The organism is Oceanobacillus sp. FSL W8-0428 (genome assembly GCF_038004405.1).
Lineage (GTDB): Bacteria > Bacillota > Bacilli > Bacillales > Amphibacillaceae > Oceanobacillus > Oceanobacillus sojae.
On sequence record NZ_JBBORB010000001.1, the window covers coordinates 2,893,729 to 2,916,164 of the forward strand.

23 protein-coding genes are annotated in these 22,436 nt (G+C 37.4%); 19 read left to right on the plus strand and 4 right to left on the minus strand.

Going from position 1 to position 22,436, the window contains the following annotated elements; genetic code table 11:
• The first annotated feature begins 128 nt into the window (after positions 1–128).
• On the plus strand, positions 129–1,064 hold the full coding sequence (locus MKY30_RS13770; RefSeq protein ID WP_147209852.1) for a YitT family protein: 936 nt from the start codon (positions 129–131) through the stop codon (positions 1,062–1,064).
• 474 nt (positions 1,065–1,538) lie between these two features.
• Here MKY30_RS13770 and MKY30_RS13775 read toward each other — a convergent pair whose 3' ends face one another.
• The 4 genes from MKY30_RS13775 to MKY30_RS13790 form a co-directional block, all read right to left on the minus strand.
• Positions 1,539–1,736, minus strand: a complete 198-nt coding sequence (locus tag MKY30_RS13775) for a DUF1648 domain-containing protein (protein ID WP_341084305.1) — start codon at positions 1,734–1,736, stop codon at positions 1,539–1,541.
• Positions 1,737–1,747: 11 nt separating this feature from the next.
• The gene (locus tag MKY30_RS13780; protein WP_156987358.1) at positions 1,748–3,310 is read right to left on the minus strand and encodes a hypothetical protein; all 1,563 of its coding nucleotides are present in this window, start codon (positions 3,308–3,310) and stop codon (positions 1,748–1,750) included.
• Positions 3,276–4,013 (minus strand): ABC transporter ATP-binding protein, encoded by a 738-nt coding sequence (locus MKY30_RS13785; RefSeq protein ID WP_147209849.1) that lies wholly within the window; start codon positions 4,011–4,013, stop codon positions 3,276–3,278. The genes MKY30_RS13780 and MKY30_RS13785 overlap by 35 nt, the downstream gene beginning before the upstream one ends.
• 68 nt (positions 4,014–4,081) lie before the next feature.
• On the minus strand, positions 4,082–4,702 hold the full coding sequence (locus tag MKY30_RS13790; protein WP_147209848.1) for a TetR/AcrR family transcriptional regulator: 621 nt from the start codon (positions 4,700–4,702) through the stop codon (positions 4,082–4,084).
• Positions 4,703–4,906: 204 nt separating this feature from the next.
• Between MKY30_RS13790 and MKY30_RS13795 the strand changes: the two genes are divergently transcribed.
• From MKY30_RS13795 to MKY30_RS13880, 18 genes are all read left to right on the plus strand, one after another.
• Positions 4,907–5,626 (plus strand): ABC transporter ATP-binding protein, encoded by a 720-nt coding sequence (locus MKY30_RS13795; RefSeq protein ID WP_147209847.1) that lies wholly within the window; start codon positions 4,907–4,909, stop codon positions 5,624–5,626.
• Complete coding sequence (locus tag MKY30_RS13800) at positions 5,595–8,051, plus strand: FtsX-like permease family protein (RefSeq protein ID WP_156987356.1); 2,457 nt, start codon at positions 5,595–5,597, stop codon at positions 8,049–8,051. Before MKY30_RS13795 ends, MKY30_RS13800 begins: the two co-directional genes overlap by 32 nt.
• Before the next feature lie 6 nt (positions 8,052–8,057).
• Positions 8,058–8,567 carry a PadR family transcriptional regulator gene (locus MKY30_RS13805; protein ID WP_077603883.1) on the plus strand — a complete coding sequence of 170 codons (510 nt, stop codon included), beginning with the start codon at positions 8,058–8,060 and terminating at the stop codon, positions 8,565–8,567.
• 237 nt (positions 8,568–8,804) lie between these two features.
• The gene (locus MKY30_RS13810; protein WP_077603882.1) at positions 8,805–9,659 is read left to right on the plus strand and encodes an ABC transporter ATP-binding protein; all 855 of its coding nucleotides are present in this window, start codon (positions 8,805–8,807) and stop codon (positions 9,657–9,659) included.
• 46 nt (positions 9,660–9,705) lie between these two features.
• Positions 9,706–10,740 (plus strand): FecCD family ABC transporter permease, encoded by a 1,035-nt coding sequence (locus MKY30_RS13815; RefSeq protein ID WP_341084311.1) that lies wholly within the window; start codon positions 9,706–9,708, stop codon positions 10,738–10,740.
• Positions 10,737–11,771, plus strand: coding sequence for a FecCD family ABC transporter permease (locus MKY30_RS13820; protein ID WP_147209844.1), 1,035 nt, complete (start codon positions 10,737–10,739; stop codon positions 11,769–11,771). The genes MKY30_RS13815 and MKY30_RS13820 overlap by 4 nt, the downstream gene beginning before the upstream one ends.
• Positions 11,772–11,810: 39 nt before the next feature.
• Entirely contained in the window at positions 11,811–12,722 is a 912-nt protein-coding gene (locus MKY30_RS13825) for an iron-hydroxamate ABC transporter substrate-binding protein (protein WP_341084312.1), read from the plus strand.
• Between the two features lie 58 nt (positions 12,723–12,780).
• Positions 12,781–13,767: an ABC transporter substrate-binding protein gene (locus tag MKY30_RS13830; RefSeq protein WP_147209842.1), complete on the plus strand. Its 987-nt coding sequence runs from the start codon at positions 12,781–12,783 to the stop codon at positions 13,765–13,767.
• A 22-nt stretch (positions 13,768–13,789) separates the two neighbouring features.
• Positions 13,790–14,794 carry a FecCD family ABC transporter permease gene (locus MKY30_RS13835; protein WP_341085649.1) on the plus strand — a complete coding sequence of 335 codons (1,005 nt, stop codon included), beginning with the start codon at positions 13,790–13,792 and terminating at the stop codon, positions 14,792–14,794.
• Positions 14,791–15,813, plus strand: coding sequence for a FecCD family ABC transporter permease (locus MKY30_RS13840; RefSeq protein WP_341084315.1), 1,023 nt, complete (start codon positions 14,791–14,793; stop codon positions 15,811–15,813). Before MKY30_RS13835 ends, MKY30_RS13840 begins: the two co-directional genes overlap by 4 nt.
• Positions 15,814–15,846: 33 nt before the next feature.
• Complete coding sequence (locus tag MKY30_RS13845; RefSeq protein WP_339286281.1) at positions 15,847–16,602, plus strand: alpha/beta hydrolase; 756 nt, start codon at positions 15,847–15,849, stop codon at positions 16,600–16,602.
• Between the two features lie 249 nt (positions 16,603–16,851).
• Complete coding sequence (locus tag MKY30_RS13850) at positions 16,852–17,349, plus strand: small multi-drug export protein (protein ID WP_147209840.1); 498 nt, start codon at positions 16,852–16,854, stop codon at positions 17,347–17,349.
• 146 nt (positions 17,350–17,495) lie between these two features.
• Complete coding sequence (locus tag MKY30_RS13855; protein ID WP_186813582.1) at positions 17,496–17,720, plus strand: hypothetical protein; 225 nt, start codon at positions 17,496–17,498, stop codon at positions 17,718–17,720.
• A 73-nt stretch (positions 17,721–17,793) separates the two neighbouring features.
• On the plus strand, positions 17,794–18,801 hold the full coding sequence (locus MKY30_RS13860) for a LytTR family transcriptional regulator DNA-binding domain-containing protein (protein WP_341084319.1): 1,008 nt from the start codon (positions 17,794–17,796) through the stop codon (positions 18,799–18,801).
• Entirely contained in the window at positions 18,798–19,505 is a 708-nt protein-coding gene (locus tag MKY30_RS13865; RefSeq protein WP_341084321.1) for an ABC transporter permease, read from the plus strand. Before MKY30_RS13860 ends, MKY30_RS13865 begins: the two co-directional genes overlap by 4 nt.
• Positions 19,506–19,883: 378 nt before the next feature.
• Positions 19,884–20,792 carry a glycine betaine ABC transporter substrate-binding protein gene (locus tag MKY30_RS13870; RefSeq protein WP_341084323.1) on the plus strand — a complete coding sequence of 303 codons (909 nt, stop codon included), beginning with the start codon at positions 19,884–19,886 and terminating at the stop codon, positions 20,790–20,792.
• A gap of 230 nt (positions 20,793–21,022) precedes the next feature.
• Complete coding sequence (locus MKY30_RS13875; protein ID WP_341084327.1) at positions 21,023–21,469, plus strand: DUF4064 domain-containing protein; 447 nt, start codon at positions 21,023–21,025, stop codon at positions 21,467–21,469.
• Between the two features lie 274 nt (positions 21,470–21,743).
• Positions 21,744–22,433 (plus strand): response regulator transcription factor, encoded by a 690-nt coding sequence (locus tag MKY30_RS13880; RefSeq protein ID WP_445667716.1) that lies wholly within the window; start codon positions 21,744–21,746, stop codon positions 22,431–22,433.
• The last annotated feature ends 3 nt before the right edge of the window (positions 22,434–22,436 follow it).

The following is a 22,436-nucleotide window of genomic DNA, read 5'->3' on the forward strand; positions in this document are numbered from 1 at the left end:
GTTTAAATTTATATGATTTCATAAAAATCTTTTTCATGTCTGACATGGAAAAGATTTTTTAGGGACGAATAATGCTGTTTATGGAAGGAATAATGCATTTAAAAAACATACTAAGAAAGGGGTTTTGTATGAAAAACTATCTATTTTTAATTACCGGCACCTTTTTCTTTGCTGCTTCTGTAGCCATTTTCGCGATGCCGAATTCCTTAGCAGAGGGAGGCGTTCCTGGGCTGGCGCTGCTTATCTACCACGAAACAGATATATCACCTGCATTAACTACTCTTATTCTGAATGCAGTAATTCTTTTAATCGGCTTTCGTTATTTGCCGAAAGATATGATTATCAAATCACTTGTAACTATACCACTATTTTCATTCTTTATTTATATCCTCGAAGACATAACTTCAGGAATACCAGACCCTCTTCTGGCAGCAATCTTTGCAGGTGTATTTACTGGTGCAGGCTTTGGACTTATTTTCCGTTCAGGAAGTACCACAGGTGGAACATCGACCATTGCCCGTATGTTGAACTATAAATTTGGCTGGGAATTGACAGGGACCAATTTTGTTTTGGATGCCTCTGTTGTCGTTGCCGGGATTTTTGTTATTGGTCCGCTATACACGATGTATACGGTGCTCGCGCTATTTATTGGAAAAAGGGTAACGGACTATGTGTTAGAAGGTTTTGAAGCTAAAAGAGTGGTGCATATATTTTCTAATAAAACGAAAGAAGTGGAGCATGCACTGCAAACGAGCCTGGGAACACATACGACTGTATTAAAAGCAGAAAAAAATGCAGATGGTGTCGAGGAAAACCTGATTTATGTCGCTATTCCGAAACAGCGGCTATTCTATCTGAAAAAGCTGGTCAGCAGTATTGACGAAAACGCATTTACAGTTGTACACACTGTGAAGGATGTTACAGGCGGCAGCTTTGCAGAGGCACATCACCCGGGACAGAAAACATTTAGAAGCAAGAAATTGGAGCGTCGTTATTATAAGAAGCAGGCAGATGAAGAGAGTTTTACACCGACTGCCGATGCAGTAATTGAGAATAAAAAATAAATTCTATTTACAAGTTAGAAAGTTTTTTCGCTATATGAATTGCACTGTATCGCTAGTGCTCGTCTATATTGCGTTTGTATTTCGCCCTGTTTTCGGGTATAATTCCATTATAGAATCGTATAATATTAAAAACCGTCTGGTGTGTCAGCACCAAACGGTACAATAAACCAATTCTCTATTTGAGGGTTGGCGCTTTAGTTATAAAATAACCCCTAACGCCTGCAAAGCATATGAGGGGTTATTTTTTATTGTTTTCGGACATGATAAACGCAATCAGTGATCCAAAAGAAATCATCAGTATTAATACGCTTCCAATATCCATTAGCGTCACCTACCTTCTTTGGAAAAATCAAAGAAGGTATAACGGTGCGCTCCCCTCATATGCAATTGGTTTATTGATAGATTTAGTATAGCATATAGATTTAAAAAAGCTCCATTTTATAAGGATATTTCCTGTTTTTTTGTAAAAGAAGCTTAATCTCTCTTTTCTCTAAAAAACTGCCAATAAACAGAATAAGGAATAATAACCCCAGCCAAAAGAAAATATTTATGAACAACTATATCTGCTTCACCCCACCAGTTAAAATGGATTGGAATCGAATCGGGTAAAAATAAAATAACGATAAACAAAACAAAAAACATAATTAAAAATACGATAATATCCTTTTTCATAAACATTCTCCTTATATAAGTTTTATTGTGCAGGTCCGTCGATAGAAAATCACAGCTAAACTGATTAATAGGATGGAGAGAGCAAGGTAAATAATGTATAACGGAAGCACCTGGAACAGAATAAGCGCCAGCGGTACAATCACTATTGCCATCCCGGTGAAGGCTGAAATCAAAACAGGCGGGCTTTGTTTAACGATATACATATCATTTTTCCAGCTGAAATTTGGATTGGAAAAATTCAGCATTAATCCAAATGTCGTGATAAAAGCTGAATAGCTTAAAGGAATAAGTATCGCCCATATCAGCTGTTCCATATTTGGAGAAAGCCTGATAATAAAAGCAATAATACTTATCCAAAAACCAGATAAATGCAGGGAAAAGGTACAGGCTAATTTAGCATGAATTACTCTTCTTTGTTCAATAGGCAGTGTTTTTAAGATCCAGATTTTATTTCCCTCCATCGATAGAGCTGCAGTTGCCGGATTACTTATCAGAAGTAGAGCTGCACTAAAAGTAGGGAATATATTTGTTATTGTCCCGCTAGAAACAGACATCGGAATAAGAGCTGTCAATTTTTCCACTCCAAACAAGAGCAGAGCCATACTGAGAAAAATTAATAGTACGGTACCCAGTATCGAATTGAGCAGGTAGTTGTATGAACTGAATAAAGTATTTATTTCTTGCTTCCAAAGCGCAAAGAAAATGCTTCGCTGTTTGATAGCTTTTTGCTTCACATTGTTATTACTTTTTAAAGCAAGAAGACGTAAGTTAAGCTTCCGGTAGTATTTACTGCCAGTCAGAATCAGCAAAATAAGCAGTAAACAACTGATAAAAATAAAAGCAAGAATATGAAATATATGATCCGCACTATCAAACTGCAATAATACAGATGGCAGATAAATATTAGTCATTTGTCTGTATAAAAATGCCCCGATATTCTGCATGTCACTTGTCTGATTAGATTGCGTGATAATAAAATAGCTGAACATACCTAAAAGAATAAGAGAGAAAGAAACGGCAATCAGCTTCATCTGTCGAAAATAAGCAGCCAGGTGATAAACAAGACTTCCAAAAATTACCCCAATACAAATGGGAATAACAGGTATAATCAGTGCTGTAATAAAAAACAGCAAGATTAAAAGTGGAGATGCCGCATCATCAGGTGCCCAGACAAGTAATACTGGTATAGTAAAAAGCAGGCTGACCAGTAAATGAAAGAAGTATAAATGAAGCAGCTTGCTGATAAATATTTCTTTTTCACTGACTGGATAAGTGGACAGCTGTTCAAAATCACTACTGCCAAAAATAGTGCCGTTTGCACGTAAAAGTGATAAAAAAATCATCATGATACTGGAAACAGAAAGCATGTATGCCGGGATGAGAGCTGTCTGCCCAAGACTGACCAGTGTTTTTGCTGTCAACGTATTATAAATAAGTAGAAATATTCCCATAAGGAGCAGCGCAGCAAAAGTTATTTTGACCCCATTACCTTGTTTGGCGGAACGAAATAATTGATGGAATGGAATACTGTTGGCAAGGTCATTTTTGAATAATATCCATATTTTTTGATTCATTACGGACCTCCATAAATATTTCTTCTAAGCTTTTCGAGCCGGCAACCTCTTCCATCAGTCCATTTTTAACAAGACTTCCTTTATGAATAATAGCTACCTTATTACATAGCTTCTGGGCAACCTCTAATACATGTGTCGAAAAGAATACAGCACCACCATTTTCTGCATGCTCCTGCATCAGTCTTTTTAATTCAAAGGAAGCGGTCGGGTCTAAGCCGACAAATGGCTCATCTAATATAAATAATGCCGGTTTATGAACTAAAGCAGCAATTAACGCAATTCGCTGTTTCATCCCGTGAGAATAAGAAGCAATACTGTTATTGAGTTTGCTTGTCATTTCAAAAATCGTACTGTATTTTTCAATGGATTGTTTTCTTTCAGTCAAAGGAACCTCGAAAATATCAGCGATAAAGCTGATGTACTGAAGTCCGGTTAAATGCTCATATAAATCGGGATTATCCGGAATAAATGCGATTCTTTTTTTACAGTTAACAGGGTCAGTTTTGATTGAATAGCCATCAATCCAGATCTCACCCTGGTTAAAATGATGGATACCGACAATTGCTTTAATAGTCGTAGATTTACCAGCCCCGTTTGCTCCGATAAAGCCGTAAATATCACCATTTTGGATGTGGAGATTAATATCCGTAATTGCTTTTGTTCCATCTTCATACATTTTTGAAATGTGATTAACTTTTAACATAATTTCCCTCCTATTGACAAATTGTCAGTCATGATGATAAAAGAAACCAATGAAATAAAGGACATTGGTTAGTCTTCTATAGTAGATACTTCAATATTCAGTGATTTTGCCAAGACTTCTTTAAAAGCTTGTAAATAAACTTTCATTTCATCTAAACTGGATTTCTTGAGCTTAAGATCATTGGAAACAAAAACATATCCAGTTACTAGAAAATGGGCAGTTTCATAAGGATAGTCTACCTGAAAAATATTCTGTTCTTTTCCTTCTTCAATAATTTGTGTAAATAAAGGGAGAAGTTTTTCAATAAATTTATGATAAAAGCGATCCATCATATACCTATTTTCCTCCAGCTGAACGGTTTCCTGCAGCGTGACTGTTTCTGCTGTAACCGTATCTTCCTGAATAATGGTTGTCTGTAAAAATTGGTTTAACTTTTCCAGCGGAGTTAACGATGCATTTTCTACTATTTTCTCCATCTGTACAATTAGCGGCTTAACAGACTTTTCAACCAAGATATAAAGAATTTCTTCTTTATTTTTAAAATGATAATAAAGCAGCCCGCGCGAAATTCCAACTTCATTAATAATATTTTGGGTCGTTGTCTGCAAATAGCCTTTTTCTGTAAATAATTTCATTGCCGCATCTAAAATTTCTGCTTTTCTGACTTCAGGCAATTTCACATCTCTCATGTAATATACCTCCTTGCGTTAAGTATATACAAATGACTGACAAAGTGTCAATTCATTTATGAACACGCATTAAATATGTGGTATATTTATCATTTTATTATAGGTACTTACTTAGTATATAATTCATATTGAACAAATAACGAAATTAGGTTAATATTAGTTTTGTAATTATATACTAAGTATATATTAAGGGGATGGAATAATTTGATTAAAGTTAGTGGGCTAGTGAAATCTTTTACACAAGGAAAAAATATCACAGAGGTACTGAAGGATGTCGATTTGAAAATAGAAGAAGGGGAATTTGTTGCTATTATGGGACCTAGTGGTTCTGGAAAAAGTACACTTTTACAGCTTTTGGGTGGACTGGATTCCCCTACAAATGGAAAAATTGAGGTGGGTGGAAAAGCGATAAGTGAGATGAGTGAAAACCAAAGAACTATTTTTCGCCGTAAAAACATTGGAATCATTTTTCAAAATTACCAGCTTTTAAATAATTTAACGGTTGAAGAAAATATTGCTTTTCCATTATATGCAGATGGAACACTTGACAAAGAAAAAATGAAGGAAGTAAAAGAACTTATCCAGGCGGTTGGATTAAATGAATTAAATAAAAAGCAAGCCAATTTATTGAGCGGTGGGCAACAGCAAAGGGTAGCTATTGCAAGGTCTTTGGTGAATCAGCCCAACGTTTTATTAGCCGATGAACCGACCGGAAATTTAGACCGCTCTAAAGCAGAAGAAATATTGTTGCTTTTAACACAATTTCATAAAAAGAATAACCAGACGATTATTATGGTTACGCATGATATATTTGCTGCCGGTTTTGCGGATAAAATAATCTTGTTTAAAGATGGAACGATTGAACAAATCATCTCCAGAGAGGATGAGAACTATGCTCAATATCTGGCGAATTTCATGGCGTAATATTACGAGAAAGAAAAAAAGATTTGTATTAACCTTATTAGCAATTATAATGGGAACGTCCTTTATTACTGCTATGCTGATAGCAGATAGAACGACAAAGGATGTTTTTGATTACTATGAAGAAATGTATACAGGAAATGCGGATTTTTGGATTTTAAGCGATGAACACACTTATCCAGAAGAGATAATTAACACTGTTCAAAATCATCAAAATGTAGATGAGACGCTTATGGCGTTAGATAAACAAACCTTTCTTGATTTACCTGGTGAATATTCGGACAGCCAGCTGGCTGTCCGAATTACGGGGGTGGATAATCAAAATAGTAATTTATTAAAGCTGCCAGTAGTAGAAGGAGAACTTGATAATGAAGGGTTAGTCATTCCCGAAACAGTTGCGGATTTGTTGCATGTTGATGTAGGTGATACGTTGTCCTTTCGAGAAATGGGGGAAGTGAAGATATCAGCAATTGTAGAATATACCCAGTTGTTATCAAGTCCAGGGAGTTGGGAACGGGCAGCATCCTCCAGTTTTCGCATGATGGCTCCCCTCGATTTATTGCAGGAGCGGGCTGAGTTGAATGGAGAAATTTCATATATCAGGTTGAGCACACTTGGAAATGACGAGAAATTATTTCGTGACATCCAAGAAGAGCTTTCTGACTCAAGAGCTTTTATTCAGCCGGTTGTTGCTGATGACCGTCAAAGTAATGATGTGGAAGGGCTCTATACATTCTTTTATTTAATAGCCATCCTGACCATGTTTATAAGTGGGTTTATTGTTTTTAATATGATTTATACGGGCGTTATTGAGCGAAAAAAAGAGTTCGCTATTATGAAAAGTCTGGGATATGGGCAAATTTCTATTTCAAGACTAATTTTGATGGAAGTTTCTTTCATAGCTATGATTGGAACAATTATTGGTGTACCTATTGGTATTTGGTTAGGCGATTTGTTTATGATGACCCTTCTAGGCATATTTGAATATGACATGGTTTATTCTCTCAATTGGATTATGCCAACTGTCATTTCTTTAGCAGCAGGTGTTATTTTTCCCGTTTTGTTTTCTATGTTTCCAATATATAGTGCAGGAAAAACATCTATACTTGAAAATTTAAAAATGGGTGCAAATACAAGCTCCAATGAAAAAGTGCACTGGATCAGATACGTCATTGGTTTTGGGTTATTATTATTTTTCTTTATAGACAGTCCTGTGTCATATATCAGCCTCATATTATCTGTCGTTATGTTAAGTCCATTGTTTTTAAAAATATTCAGCATGCTGATTAAGCCGATTATTCTGTTATGCATGGGGCATCCGGGCAGAATGGCAATCTCTAACTTAAGAAAACAACTATATAGAAATGCAAATACTGCGACGCTGCTTTCCGTCGGAATTGCGGTGATCCTCTTATTGGGGGCACTTTCAGATGCAGCACCAGAAAACTATGCAAATCAGATAAAATCGAACTACGGTGGAGATGTCAGATTAACTGCGGAGAAACCATGGTCTGCAAGCGATTTAGATAAAATAAATGATAAAGAATTTGTTGAATCCAGTACTTTATTAACAGAAGCAACACCAATTACATGGATAAATAAAGATATGCATTTAAGGCAATTCTCCATTATGGGAGTAGATCAGAACAGTTTATATTATGATGATTTCAATTATACAAGCTTTGAAAATAATGATACATTATCTATTATACTGGGTGAAAGAGCTTTTCGGGAATGGGGAGGAAAGATCGGGGAAGATATCTTTGTCCATACTCCGGCAGGAACAAAACCGTTTGAAGTAATCGATGTAGCTGCGACCTCACATTATTCCGGCTACGTAGCATTTATGGATGAAGAACAGTTAAATCATCAATTTGGCTGGGAGAATAGTTTTGATTTGTTGATTCATCTGGATGAAAACACAACGGAAGAATCGGTTAGAAATGCATTATGGAGTGAATTTGGCGGTTTTTTGTCTAAGATGATTTTTGTAGAAGAGGAAATTGCTTCAACAACTTCCGCATTTGAAGGAATGAATGAATTGATTCAATTCATGCTAGTCTTAGTTATCCTGCTTGCCAGTGTCGGAACAGCGAACACACTTATCATGAATACGTTTGAGCGAACTTCAGAAATAGGTACGATGAGAGCATTAGGCTTTACAAGATTACAAGTTAAAACTATGGTGTTAGTAGAAGGTTTTCTGATAGGATTGGCCGGAGTTTTAGGAGGACTAATTACTGGCTTGTGCTTATTAGTTGTTGCAAGCAACTCTACATTAATAGGCGATTTCGTTACGGTGTATTTACCTGTCGAATCAATAATATTAACGGTTACCGCCGGAATTCTGTTAAGCTTGATTGCTTCTTGGATATCGAGCAGTGCAGCAAGCAAAATAGATATCCAATCATCTCTAAAAGAAGGTTGATTATGAATGTCCGTGAAATATGGAATAATGACGTTGCTCTATGATAAAAAATGTCATGGTTATGAATTAAAAATTGAATTGGATCAGTTGCTGGGGAGTAAAGGGAAAGTTAATCCGGGTCAAATATATACGACCTTAGACCGCTTAATTCGGGATGAACTTGTTATCCCTTTGGATATAGATGAACAAGAGAGAAAATTGTTTACCTTGGATGTATCAGGCAAAACAGAACTGGAGGAATGGTTATTAGAAGCAGTTCCTTATCATTCAACCAAAGAAGATTTCTTCTTTAAATGGATCTGTGCAAGAAAAATCGATTATGCTAACGAGTCGCAAATGCTTGAACAGCAAAAATCGATGGTTTTAAAAGAAGTAATGGATCTGACCAAATTAAAAACAGACTTGCTGATAAAGGGAGATGAGAACAACTATCTTTTAATTACTGGGAGGCTGCTTCACTTAGAAGCTGATTTAAACTGGATCACCCAAGTGGAGAACAGGCAGACAAAACCATAATATGCTCCGTTGCACCTTTTGCTGTAAAGCAATATGTTTATTAATGTTATCATAAGAAAACCGTTATTTTGAGTGTTTATCAAAATAACGGTTTTTATTTGGAAATTTTAATAAGGTCCTATTTCCTAAAAAAATAATCTTGACAAGTCAACCTTTTTAATCGATAATGATAATCGTTATCAATGATAATGATTATCATTATCGTAGAGTTGACTATACACGGAAAGAGGCGAATCAATGAAAACAATTGAAGTAAATAAAATCGATGTCGGCTATGCAAATGAATTAATCATTAAAAATCTCAGTATTTCGATTCCATCTAATAAAATCACAACCATTATCGGCCCAAACGGATGCGGCAAGTCAACTTTAATCAAAACAATTGCACGTATTTTAAATGTGAAAGGCGGTGCAGTCTTTTTAGAAGGAGAAGAAATTCATAAGGTTGATACAAAAGAGATTGCAAAACGTATGGCAATTCTGCCTCAAACTGCTGAAGCGCCTGGTGGGCTGACAGTATATGAATTGATTTCTTATGGACGTTTTCCTTATAAAAAAGGAATGGGTTCCTTAAGAAAGGAAGATTACGAATATATTAACTGGGCAGTTGATGTTACGGGGCTGACAGAGGTCCAGAATCGAGCAATCAGTGCATTATCCGGCGGACAGAGACAGCGGGTGTGGATTGCAATGGCACTGGCACAAGGGACAGATACGCTTGTGCTGGATGAACCGACTACTTATTTAGATCTGGCACATCAATTAGATATTTTACTTTTATTGGAGCGCCTTAATAAAGAAGAAGGACGTACCATCATTATGGTTTTACATGATTTAAACCATGCTTCCCGTTTTTCTCATTATATGATTGCGATGCGTGATGGAGAGGTTGTAACAGATGGGACACCGGAGGAAGTAATGACCTGTGCTAATTTGCAGCAGGTTTTTCAGATTGATGCACACTTAGCAAGATGTCCGCATAGTGCAAACCCGATTTGTTTATCATACCAGTTATGCCAGGCAGAGAAAGCATCTGCGTGCTGCAGTATAAATTCTGCGTCTAAAGCATATCATCAGACGGCATCTGGTTAAAAGATATAGAAATAAGTAAAAGTACTAAAGCGAAAGGTATCATCCCATGAATGAACAAGAAGAACTAAAAGAAGTAAAAAAAACAGTGCGTCCTATCCGTGGTGTGATTATTTTAACGGGTGGAAGTCTCCTTTTACTATTATCTCTTATGCTGGCTGTTTCGCTAGGAGCAGCAGATATTCAACTGAAAACAGTGTGGCAGGCAATTTTTCAATTTGATCCTGATCTACAGCAACATCAGATTATCAGGGAAATACGTTTTCCCCGCATACTTGGAGCAGCTATTGTCGGCAGCTGCTTTGCAGTATCAGGGGCATTGATGCAAGGGATGACACGTAATCCGCTTGCTGATTCAGGATTACTTGGTTTAAATGCAGGAGCAGTTTTTATGTTAGCCTGCTGTTTTGCATTTTTCCCGGACTTGCCTTATTTATATATGATTTTATTTTCATTTCTAGGCGCCGCGCTTGGAGCGGGAATTGTATATGGAGTCGGATCTCTGTCTAAAAATGGGCTGACCCCGATACGTCTGGTGCTGGCTGGGGCGGCAGTAAGTGCACTTTTAGGCGCTTTAAGTGAAGGGATTGCGCTTTATTATGAAATTGGACAGGATTTAGCATTCTGGTATGCAGGAGGTATTTCTGGTACAAGCTGGAACCATTTGCAAATCATTACTCCATGGCTGCTTCTTGCGTTGGCTGTTGCAATGACATTATCTCATTTGATTACGCTATTAAGCTTAGGCGAAGAGGTTGCCGTCGGATTAGGAACGAAAACTGGACGTGTTAAATTAACTGCTTCTATCATTATTGTTATTTTAGCCGGTCTAGCTGTTTCTGTAGTTGGTGCGGTGAGCTTTGTAGGATTGATCGTACCGCATATTGTCCGCTGGTTTATGGGATATGACTACCGCTGGATTATCCCTGGAACAATTATTTATGGTGCTTTACTTGTGGTGCTGGCTGATTTAGCAGCACGCATCATCAGTCCTCCTCATGAAATGCCAATTGGTGCGTTAATTGCCTTATTAGGCGTACCATTCTTTTTATACTTGGCAAGAAAGGGCGGAGGGATGGTATGAGAGCAGAAAAATACAAACAGCATAGTCAGAAAGGTAAAGCGAAAAGAGCAGTGTTGGTCAGTGTTACCTTAGTTTTTCTGATTATTATCATATTTTTTATCAGCTTAAATACGGGGAGTATTTATTTAACACCAGCAGAGGTTATCTTAACCTTATTTGGCCAGGGTACGGAGCAGCAGAATCTTATTTTATTTGATTTTCGTCTGCCGCGTATGGTTATCGCCCTGCTTGTAGGAACGGGTCTGGCTATCTCAGGAGCGGTACTGCAGGGCATTGTCCGAAATCCATTGGCAGATCCCGGGATTATCGGTATTAATGCGGGAGCCGGCTTATCTGTAATGTTATTTCTATCTTTCTTTGCGGTAACGACGACGATATCTATTATTCTCATGCCTTTTTTAGCTTTTCTTGGAGCCGCAGGAGCTGCATTTATCATTTATGTGCTTTCTTATAAACGCTCTGAGGGAATTACGCCAATGCGATTAGTGTTGACAGGGATTGCAGTTGCAGCTGGGATTAATGCATTAATGATTGTTTTAACACTGCGATTGAACCCGGAAACCTATCAATTTCTGGCAACTTGGCTTGCGGGAAGTATTTGGGGATCTGATTGGCAGTTTGTTCTTGCCTTGCTTCCTTGGCTGGTTATCCTGATTCCATTTGTTTATTCTAAAGCGATGGTTTTGAATATTCTTCACTTAGGTGAGGAAACGTCAATTGGATTAGGAGCAAATCTGGAAAAAGAACGGCGTGTGCTTTTAGCTTCAGCAGTCGGACTTGCCGCAGCGAGTGTTTCTGTCAGTGGCGGAATCGGGTTTATTGGCCTTATTGCCCCACACCTCACCAGACAGCTGGTTGGCGATAAGTATGAGTACGTAATCCCTGTATCAGGATTAGTGGGAGCACTGCTGCTTCTTCTGGCGGATATGATTGGAAGGTTCATTAAACAGCCGGAGGTACCGGCCGGAATTATTGTAGCAGTAATTGGAGCGCCTTACTTTTTATATTTATTAGCCAGACTGAAAGATTAATATTTTAAAACAATATAAAAATAGAAAGAGGAAAAACAAATGAAAAAGCTACTATTTCTTTTTGGGTGTTTGCTTTGTCTTATCGTTATAGGCTGCAGTAATCAGTCAGATGGAAAACAAAATAATGCAGGAAAAGAAGGATCAGATAAAACTGTAACATATGAATCAGAGCAAGGGCCGGTTGAAATACCAGCCGATCCTCAGCGAATTGTAGCGCTGACAAATGGACCAAATGTCTTCGCCTTAGACGGAAATTTAGTAGGAGTAGATGAATGGACAAAAGCAAATCCACTTTTTGAGGAAAGCATGGCAGATGTAGAAGTGGTTTCAGAAAATGATCCGGAAAGTATTTTAGCATTGGAGCCGGATTTAATTATTGCCGGGTCACATATGGAAAATCTGGATGAGTTAGAAAAGATTGCTCCGACTGTTATTTATACATGGGGAAAGCTGGATTATCTAGAACAGCAATTGGAGATTGGTAAATTACTAAATAAAGAGGAAAAAGCCGAGGAATGGATTGATGACTTCAGTAAGCGAGCTAAAGCAGCTGGTGAGAAGATTAAAGAAAAACACGGGGAGGATGTTTCTGTTTCCGTATTTGAAACAGATTCAAAAAATTTCTCTGTCTTTGGAGATAATTGGGCCCGCGGCACAGAAATATTGTACCAGGCTATGGAGCTGGGTATGCCAGAAAAAGTGCAGGAAGACGCACTTGCTGAAGGTTATTACAGCTTATCGCTGGAGACTCTGCCAGAATATGCAGGAGATTTTATTGTTCTAAGCAAGATGGGAGCAAATAATGAATTTACGAAGAGTGAAACATGGAAGTCTATTCCAGCGGTGGAAAACGGTCAGGTGATTGAATTTGATACAAAAGAAGCCACATATAGCGATCCAGTTACACTAGAGCATTTACTCAAGATTTTTGAAGAAGGATTTCTTAAATAAGAAGAATGTTTTACTTCGTCTATCAAACAACTAAATATATGAATGGAGAAAAAAGAAAATGAATAAAAAGTTCCTATCAATCTTTATTTCAATCGTATTTTTCATTATGCTGGCTGCATGCGGTCAAAATAGTGATTCACCGGAAAAAGACGAGAATAAAGCCGAAGCGGGTGAAGAAGAAACTGCTGCGCCGGAGGAAAATGCTACACAAACCATTGAATACTTAGGAGAAGAATATACGGTCCCTGCCAACGTAGAAAGAATTGTTATTACAGGAGCGATGGAGGCAATGGAGGATGCGGTGCTTCTTGAAGTGAATCCGGTTGGTGCAGTAACAGTAGCCGGGGAGTTTCCAGAGGTTTATTCCAGTGCAATGGGAAATGCAGAATCTATAGGGGAAAAACAAGAGCCTAACTTTGAGAAAATTTTGGAGCTGCAGCCGGATGTTATTTTGGGGACAACCAAGTTTCCAGAAGAAGTTATAGAAAAATTAGAGAAAATCGCACCGACTATTTTAGTATCACATATTTCTTCTGATGGAGAAGCAAATCTTCAGTTAATGGCAGCATTAGCTGGAAAAGAAGAGCAGGCAGATCAGATTTTAACAGAATATCAAGAAAACGTTGAAGCAGCTAAAAGTACATTAACAGAGCAATTAGCAGATGAAAAAGCAGCCGCAGTCCGTATAAGAGGCGGAGAAATGTTTGTCTATCCTGAGGATGTTTTCTTTAATACCGTGTTATATGGCGAACTGGGATTGGAGGTTCCGGAAGAAGTGCAGAAAGCGGAAGCGCAGGAAGCCATTTCTGTAGAGCAGCTGGCTGATATGAATCCCGATTATCTTTTCTTACAAATTCCTGAAGGTGCAGATGGGGAAAGTAGCCAAATCTATGAAGATATACAGGCAAACCCGATTCTTCAAAATGTAGAAGCCTTTAAGAATGATCATGTCTATGTCAATGTGGTTGATCCTTTGCTGGAAGGCGGTCCGATATACAGCAGGGTGTTATTTTTAGAACAATTGCGTAACAAAATAGAAGAATAAATGGATGGAGGCAGTGTGGTTTATGCGCTCTATCATAAAAAAATATGCAATAATTATTCTAATAGTACTTATTCTTCTGGTAATCACAATGGCAGTATCAATTGTCTATGGCTCTAAGTCAATCAGTCTTTCTACTGTGTGGGAGGCTTTTATCCGATATGATACTGAGGATATGGATCATTTAATTATTCATACCTCCAGATTGCCCAGAGTTCTCGGAGCGTTACTTATAGGAGCTTTTATGGCAGTTTCTGGAGCTCTGATGCAGGGAATGACCAGAAACTATCTTGCTTCCCCCTCGATTATGGGGGTGGCAGACGGATCTGTGTTTGTTATCACATTATGTATGATTTTTCTGCCTGATGCCGCACCAATGACGTTGATTCTCTATTCTTTAGCCGGTTCAGCGCTGGGAGCATTACTTGTTTTTTCCATTGCCCGGTTATTACCGGATGGAATGACACCATTAACGCTGGCTATCTTAGGAACAATTCTGGGGACTTTTTTAAATGGAATTTCCCAGGCTATGGCCACGTACTTTCAAATATCACAGAATATGAGTTTCTGGTACAACGCACGTCTGCATCAAATGGATCCAACCCTTATAAAATGGACGGTACCATTTGCTATTGTAGGATTTTTCCTTGCGATTTATGTTTCCAAGGCGATTACAGCCATTTCTTTTGGTGATGAAGTAGCACAGGGGTTAGGAATTAAAATCACAGCAATGAAATCATTAACGATACTCAGTGTTGTTATTTTAACTGGTATATCTGTAGCAATGGCAGGGAAAATTGCTTTTATCGGCTTAATTATTCCGCATATTACCCGATTTTTGATAAGGGAGGATTATCGGAAAATCATTCCATTCTCTGCGATATTTGGAGCTTTGTTTTTAGCCTGGTCGGATATTATCAGCCGTTTTATCAACCATCCTTTTGAAACACCAGTTGGCGTAGTAACCGCACTATTTGGTGTTCCTTACTTTCTTTATTTAATTAAAACGAAGGGAGGAAGGAGCTTTTGAATAAGCGTAACTATCGCAGTCGTTTTATACTCACTTTTGTCCTAAGTGCATGTTTAGCTATATTCGTTATGTATTTGAGTGTAACAAATGGGACGTTTGATATCACGGCATTAGAAGTGATAAGAACACTGCTGGGCCTTGATAGTGCAAGTGACCATACTTTAGTTATTTTTGAATTTCGATTGCCGAGGATTTTGATCGGTGCTATGGTCGGCTTTGCTTTAGGCATTGCGGGGACTGTTTTACAAGGGTTGACAAGAAACCCATTAGCTGATCCGGGGATATTAGGCATCCATGCAGCGGCGGGGCTGTCTATTGTTATCTATATGTTTGTAGTGAAAGAGGCCATTAAAAGTGCTGGCTGGCTGTCCGTTTTAAATATGACATTCTTTGGATGGATTGGCGGGGTTGCCGCAACAGCTTTTCTGATTCTTTTCTCCAGACAGCAGGGGAGGGTTAATCCCCGTATGCTGATACTTGTCGGTATAGCACTAAATTCAGGATTTAGTGCGTTAACCTTGTATATTTCATTAAAGATGAATCCGCAGGATTTTGAGATGGCAACCGTCTGGATGTCAGGAAGTATTTATAGTGCATCTTGGGCACAGATTACAGCTATATTACCCTGGATTATCTGCTTTGTTCCAATCTTGATCTGGCGCTCTTCTATATTAAATGTCCTGCAACTAGATGAAATTTCAACAATGGGCATTGGTGTGAATTTGGAAAGAGAACGCCGTATTTTATTAATATGTTCTGTTGCGCTTGTCAGTGCCAGCGTGGCGGTATCAGGAAGTATCGGTTTTGTCGGATTAATTGCTCCGCATATTGCGAGGCGTTTAGTAAGTATTCATCATCAGTATAGTCTGCCAATCAGCGGAATGGTCGGCATGCTGATGGTATTAACAGGAGATTTTATCGGAAAAACAATTTTCTCTCCTGCAGAACTGCCGGCAGGAATTGTTATTGCCATTATTGGTGTACCTTATTTTGTTTATCTGCTGGCAAGGTCCAGATGATAAGAAAGAATGAACGCAGGAGGTAATTATTTGATGTATCACAAGGAAGTATTTCAGTTTTCTGGAAAGCATCACCCATATGTTATAAATGTATTTATTCCTGAACAACCAGTTCCAGATAACGAGTTTCCTGTGTTATATATTCTGGACGGGAATGCTTATGGAACGCTTTTTAGTGAGATAATCAAGCTGCAAAGCAGACGCTCAGAAAAAACGGGGATAGATCCGACGATGTTAGTTAGTGTAGGTTATGAAGGTGATGAACCATTTCAGCCGAATCGGATATATGATTTTACACCATTTGCAGAGGATACAGAACTTCCGGCGAGGCCAGATGGGTCACCCTGGCCGGAACATGGAGGAGCTGAGATTTTTTTGGACTTTTTGGAGAAGGATTTAATCCCATTTATTAATGAGAAATATAAAACAAATAAGCAGAAGCAAACAATCTTTGGCCATTCACTCGGCGGGTTATTTGTTTTATACACGCTATTTCAACGTTCACACCTTTTCAGCCATTATTTTTCTTGTAGTCCTTCTATATGGTGGAATAAGCAGACAATTCTATCCTATGAAACAAAGATAGATGATAAAAATGTAAAAGGTTTGTTTATTGCTGCAGAACCGATAGAAAATAAGCAAATGTATGCAAACGGATTAGCTATGTATGAAAATCTTTCTGAGCGCAATAAGGGGATTAAAACAGCTTTTTTTGCACCGGAAGGAGAGAATCATATGTCTATCGTGCCTACTTCCTTTAGCAGGGGGATGCGATTTTTGCATAAGTAAAATAAAGAAAGGAATTTCTTAGGAGGTTCCTTTCTTTTCTTCGTTAATATTTTAATTTATTTTGATTTAAAACTCTGTTCATTCTAAAATAACTCCATTCACCCTACTCTTTTCCAAAAATCGAGTACCATTCATCATCGTTCAGACTCCGTTCAATGTTTTCTCCCCTCTCTTCATCAGTATTCTAATGCAGCAATATATTCTCTCCCATATGCTTGAGACAACAAACACATGAGGAGTGAATATTTAATGGAGTGGTTTCAGAATCTATTGATTAATTTAATGGAGGCAGACACATGGGTGCAGTATTTAAGTGTATTCCTTATTTCTATTGTGCCCTTCTTTGAATCGTATGTAGCAATTCCAATTGGGATTATCTTTGGATTTCCTAGTATCCAGGTTGTTTTAATTGGAGCTGTTGGTAACTGGCTGTCTGTGATGGTGTTTATTTGGGTTATTTCCGGTTTGCGAAAGAAAGTGGTCGCTAATAAAAGTAAAGACAGCAAAAGAAAAAATCGTGCGCAGAATATATTCAAAAAATATGGTGTTGCAGGCCTATCCTTTGCAGGGCCGATTATTTGTTATCACGTATGTGCAGCGATTTCTATTGCATCAGGGGCTAAAAAATCTTATGTGAGTATTTGGCAAGCGATTGGTATAGGAGTATGGTCTGTTGCATTAGGAGTAGCTTTTCATTATGGTATCAATCTTTTGGAATATCTTCCAAATCTAAACCCATTTTCATAGGAAAAAGACGTGATTATCAAATAGAGATTTTGAGTCATGGATTATTTCCTGGGGAATAATCTATGACTTCAAAAGATATGCATTAATAACAATTTATGTAAAAATATTATTGTATCGTTTATTTCAGTTTTAAGGAGAGATATATGATGAAAAAAATAATACAGATAGTTGTAGCTTTACTGATGATATTGCTAGCAATTATTCCATTTCTGGTTGTCTATGATCCGTTATCACAAGCTATTCCAGCATTACCGGAATTTGAAGCTCCCGGATGGTTTGTGCCTGTCGGGTTTATCAATATTGCCTTAATTGTTGCTCTGTCTTTTTTGTTAGCATCTTTAAGCTCAAACAAAGATTCCGGCAGCCATTAAAATAATGGTTAAATAACAATGCTTCCTATATGATTAAAATGAAGAAAACGAATGAAATAAAGGGGTAGTTTGGATGGTAATTTCTTTTAATCAGCTAAGAAAAATTGAACAAAATACAATCCTGCTGCCGGAATTGAATTTAACCGTTCAAAAGAAGGATATTGTCGCTGTTCAATGCGAAAACGAATATATCGGTCATCTGTTTGATCTGTTAAATCATCCGAATCAGATAAAAAAGAAAGCAATTACCTTACCAGAAGGCGGATTTCAAAATGTGTATCTGTTTCAGCAGACAGACGGCTTATATAAACGGTTAACCGTGATACAAATGCTTAAATTTTGGTGCAAATTATATCAGCATCAAGCAGATTTAGAAATGATTTTAAATTTATGTGAATTACAGGCCTGTGCATTGAAGAAGACAAAGCAGTTGACTCAATCTGAACAGCGCCGTTTACTGTTTGCTTCAGCACTAATTCAGCAGGTTGCTGTATATATATTTGAAGATCCTTCTCTCGGATTGGATCTGCAATCAAAGCATGTACTTCATAATTTGCTGATACATCTGGCTGATAAAGGCGCAGCAGTACTATTGTTTACACCGACATTGGAAGAGGCAATCCGTCTTGGCAATTCAGTTTACCGTTATTCTAATCGGGGTACTCAGCAGCTGGAGCAGGATATAGAGGATACAGAAGAAGTGGGGAAAGAGAACCACGAGGAAGAGATGACAAGTATACAGGTACAGTTAGATAAAATTAGTGCAAAAATTGAGGATAAAATCATTCTCTTTAATCCGCTTGAAATTGATTATATTGAAGCTCGTGATGGACAGACTTATCTTTTTGTAAACGATGAGGAGTTTGCGTCGTCTAATACGATAAAAATATTAGAAGAACGCTTACAGCCGCTGGGCTTTTTCCGCTGTCACCGTTCTTATCTGGTTAATCTGCAGCGTGTACGGGAAATTATTATTTGGAGCAAAAACAGCTATAGTCTCAGTCTGGACAATCCATCAAAAAGTACCATCCCATTGTCGAAAGGAAATTATAGCAAGCTGAAAGAGTTGATTCATTTATGATGAAAAAAAGAAAGCAGGTACGTTTGGATCGGTGGAAGGCGTTGCTGTATAAGGATATATGTGATTTGCGCTGGAATGGGCAGGTATTACTTAATTTTATTGGTGGAATTTTTTTGATTTCTTTACTTGCTTTTGTTCCGGAAGAAACCATCTCATTATCTTTTTTACTTGGATTTATTTTCGTAATGCTTACCATGCTGATGCAAGGTAATTTAATGGTTGAGGAGCAGGAGCAAAGGACAATTCGACGTCTAAAGCAAGCTGGTTTTTCGTTTAAAGAAATCTATATTTACAAAATGATAGTCACGTTTACAGCAACAGTACTTGTATTGGTTATATTCTCTGTACTTTACGGAAACCATTTTTTATTTAGCATAAAACTATTTATATTGGTTTTGCCTATCATGATTATCATGCTAGTTGCAGGAACTTTCTTAGGAATAAAAACAAAGAATACCATTGAAATTAGTCTTTATGGTGTACCAATCATTATATTATATTTTTTTGTTGAAGGTCTCCTGATGAATAGCAGTAAGGAGGATATGCCCTGGCTGGTTGTATTTCCAAATTATCATCTTCATTACGGAATTGATCAGCTTTACTTCAATGAACCTTTTCTTTCTTATTTGGTCGTTCCTGTGATATGGATGACAGCCGTAGTTGCAGTATTTGTAAGCTGGTATAGAAATCAGAGCTTTGATTAGAAAATGATATGATACGTTTTCCTTAAATGATAAATAAACTAAAAGCGGCAGATGAATTGTCTGTCGTTTTATTTTTGGGGTTTGAAAAGAATATTATGACAATTTAATATAACGGTATAATTACAAGGTATGTGCATTAAATCTATGCTTTTGCATGTTGAAGTATAAATAAATCAGTTTTTTCCTGTTTTAAGTGATTATTTGCTGATTTATGACATTTGAAGGAGTTGTATTAGAAAGGTAAAATAGTAATTATCTTGCTAAAATCCCTTTCAAAGAGGAATTGTAGGTTAAGCAATTATTAAAGAGATATAAAAAACATAAAGTATCTAAAAAAGGTTTATTTTAAAGAATGAAGAAAGGGGAGCAATACTTATTATGAAAAATATGAAAGGTATAGGATTTATTATCTCAATTTTGGCTATATTCTTGCTTGCAGCATGTGGAAGTTCTGATGATTCTTCCGGAGATGGTGCCGAGGATAATTATAGTGAAGCGGTAGATCATACAATAATCGGGATTGAACCTGGCGCAGGTATTTCTGTTACAACTGAAAAAGCTATTGAAGAATATGATAATTTAAAAGGCTGGGATGTTGAATTATCATCTACTGGAGCGATGATGTCTGAATTAGGTACAGCTATTCAGAATGAAGAACCAATTATTATTACAGGATGGAATCCGCACTGGATGTTTGCGCAATATCCGGATATGAAATATTTAGAAGATCCTCAAGGTATTTATGGCGGAGAAGAAACACTTAATTCTTTAGCAAGAATAGGATTTGAAGAGGATAATCCAGATGCATATAAATTTATTGACCAGTTTGAATGGGAAGTAGAAGATATGGAAGAGATTATGTATGAAGCGGAAGAAACTGGTGAAGACATAGAAGATATCTCGGCACAATGGGTGGAAGACAATCAGGATAGAGTAGATACATGGGCTGAAGGAGTTAATGACGGCAATGGAGCAGAAATTAAACTTGCTTCTACACCATGGGATTCTGAGCGTGCATCCTCTGGAGTTTTAAAAGCGGCAATGGAACAGCATGGATTTCAGGTAACGGTTACCGATGTAGATGTTGCGGTTGTCTTTGAATCTGTTGCTTCTGGAGATGCTGATGCTACTTTAGCAGCCTGGCTGCCAGTAACACACAAAGATTTCTATGAGAAGCAGAAGGATAACTTAATTGATTTGGGACCTAATTTAGAGGGAGCTAAAATTGGCCTGGTTGTTCCGGAATATATGGATATTGATTCAATTGAAGATTTAGAGCCAAAGTAATTAAATAAGTGATGAAGCCTTATAGGGGAATCTGCTGAGTAATCAGTACTTTTTTTCCTATAGGGCTTTTTATTTTTAAACTATTATGATTGGCAGCGATGGTTTAAAAAGAAGAAAAAATTACCTGTAAACCGTTACATTCCTTTTCATTTTTCCTGTTTATGATTTAATATAGAAGAAGGGTAAAAAGATCGATACATAATTTCATATGTAAATAGGGGGCTGCGACTTTGAGAACAGGAGAAGTCAAATATAATATCAGCATTATATTTATTATTATTGCTATTCTATCATATGGTCTTTTAGCAATGAATTCCTACAGTATGCTTGGTGATTTAGCTTCTGATGAGGAGTTCAGAGAGGAAGTAGAGGATAGATTACAAAGTACAGGAGATGAACTCGGCGGTGTAACGCAGGAAGAACAAATAGAAATTTTTAGTAATAGTGTGACCTTTGTTATTATAGTTGCAATTATTTCAATCCTTTTAGGTATTACGGCAGCGGTCTTCTTAGGGAAGCGGATAAGAGTAAAGCTTATTGGTATATTGCTGATCGTTTTAGGCATTTTAAGTACTATTTTAACACTGGGATTAGGCATCATCGGTGGTATTGGTTATCTGATTGCTGGTGTGATGACGGTGGTAAAACAGCGGAAAGCAGGGCATGGAATAATATAAAAAATAAATTGAAGAAAGAAGCACACATACTGAAAATTGGTATTGTGCTTCTTTCTTCCTTGTTGGGTATTATAGTTAATTTACGCTTCTTTATAATATCTTTATTTTTAACGTCTAAACTATTGAATAAAAGAGGTATTAATCTAACCGTTGGCAGTCCTGCTGTTAATGATTAAGCTAGTCGAGAGCAGAAGCTGAAAATGTTCTCTCTAATATTGTCTCTAATTTTTAGGGACTATATACTAAATATAGGAATTCGGAAAAGAAAGATAGGATGATAAGAGTGAAAAGTAAAATTATGCTTGTAGATGATGAGAAGGATATCGTAACCTTTATGAGAGATTCCCTGGAGGATGAAGGATATCAAATTCTGGTTGCTTATAATAGTGAGGAAGCCTTGCGTCAACTCCCTCAGCAGCCGGATTTAATTGTGCTTGATATCATGATGCCGGGAATGGACGGATATCAGCTCTGTGAAGAGATACGGCAGCATGTATCCTGCCCGATTCTATTTGTCAGCGCAAGAAATACAGAGCATGACCGAATCAAAGGCTTGGTAGTAGGAGGAGACGATTATATAGAAAAGCCATTCAGTTTAAAGGAACTGAAAACAAGAATTTTTGCACATTTACGGCGGGAGCATAGAAATTCGCATAAGGCTTATCATCGGATTCATGCTAAAAATCTCATTATTGATACATTGGCCTATGAAGTATTTTATCAGAATGAAAAGCTGGCCTTCACATATCGGGAATTTGAGATTATAAAGTTCCTTGTGATGCATCCCAATCAGGTTTTCTCCAAAGAACAAATTTATGAACAGGTTTGGGGAATAGATTCTTTTGGAGATTCTACAACAATCACAGAGCATATTAAGAAAATACGTGCAAAAATTCAAAAGTATGATCCGCTCTCTACTTATATATCAACTGTCTGGGGTGTCGGATACAAATGGGAAGGCTAATAT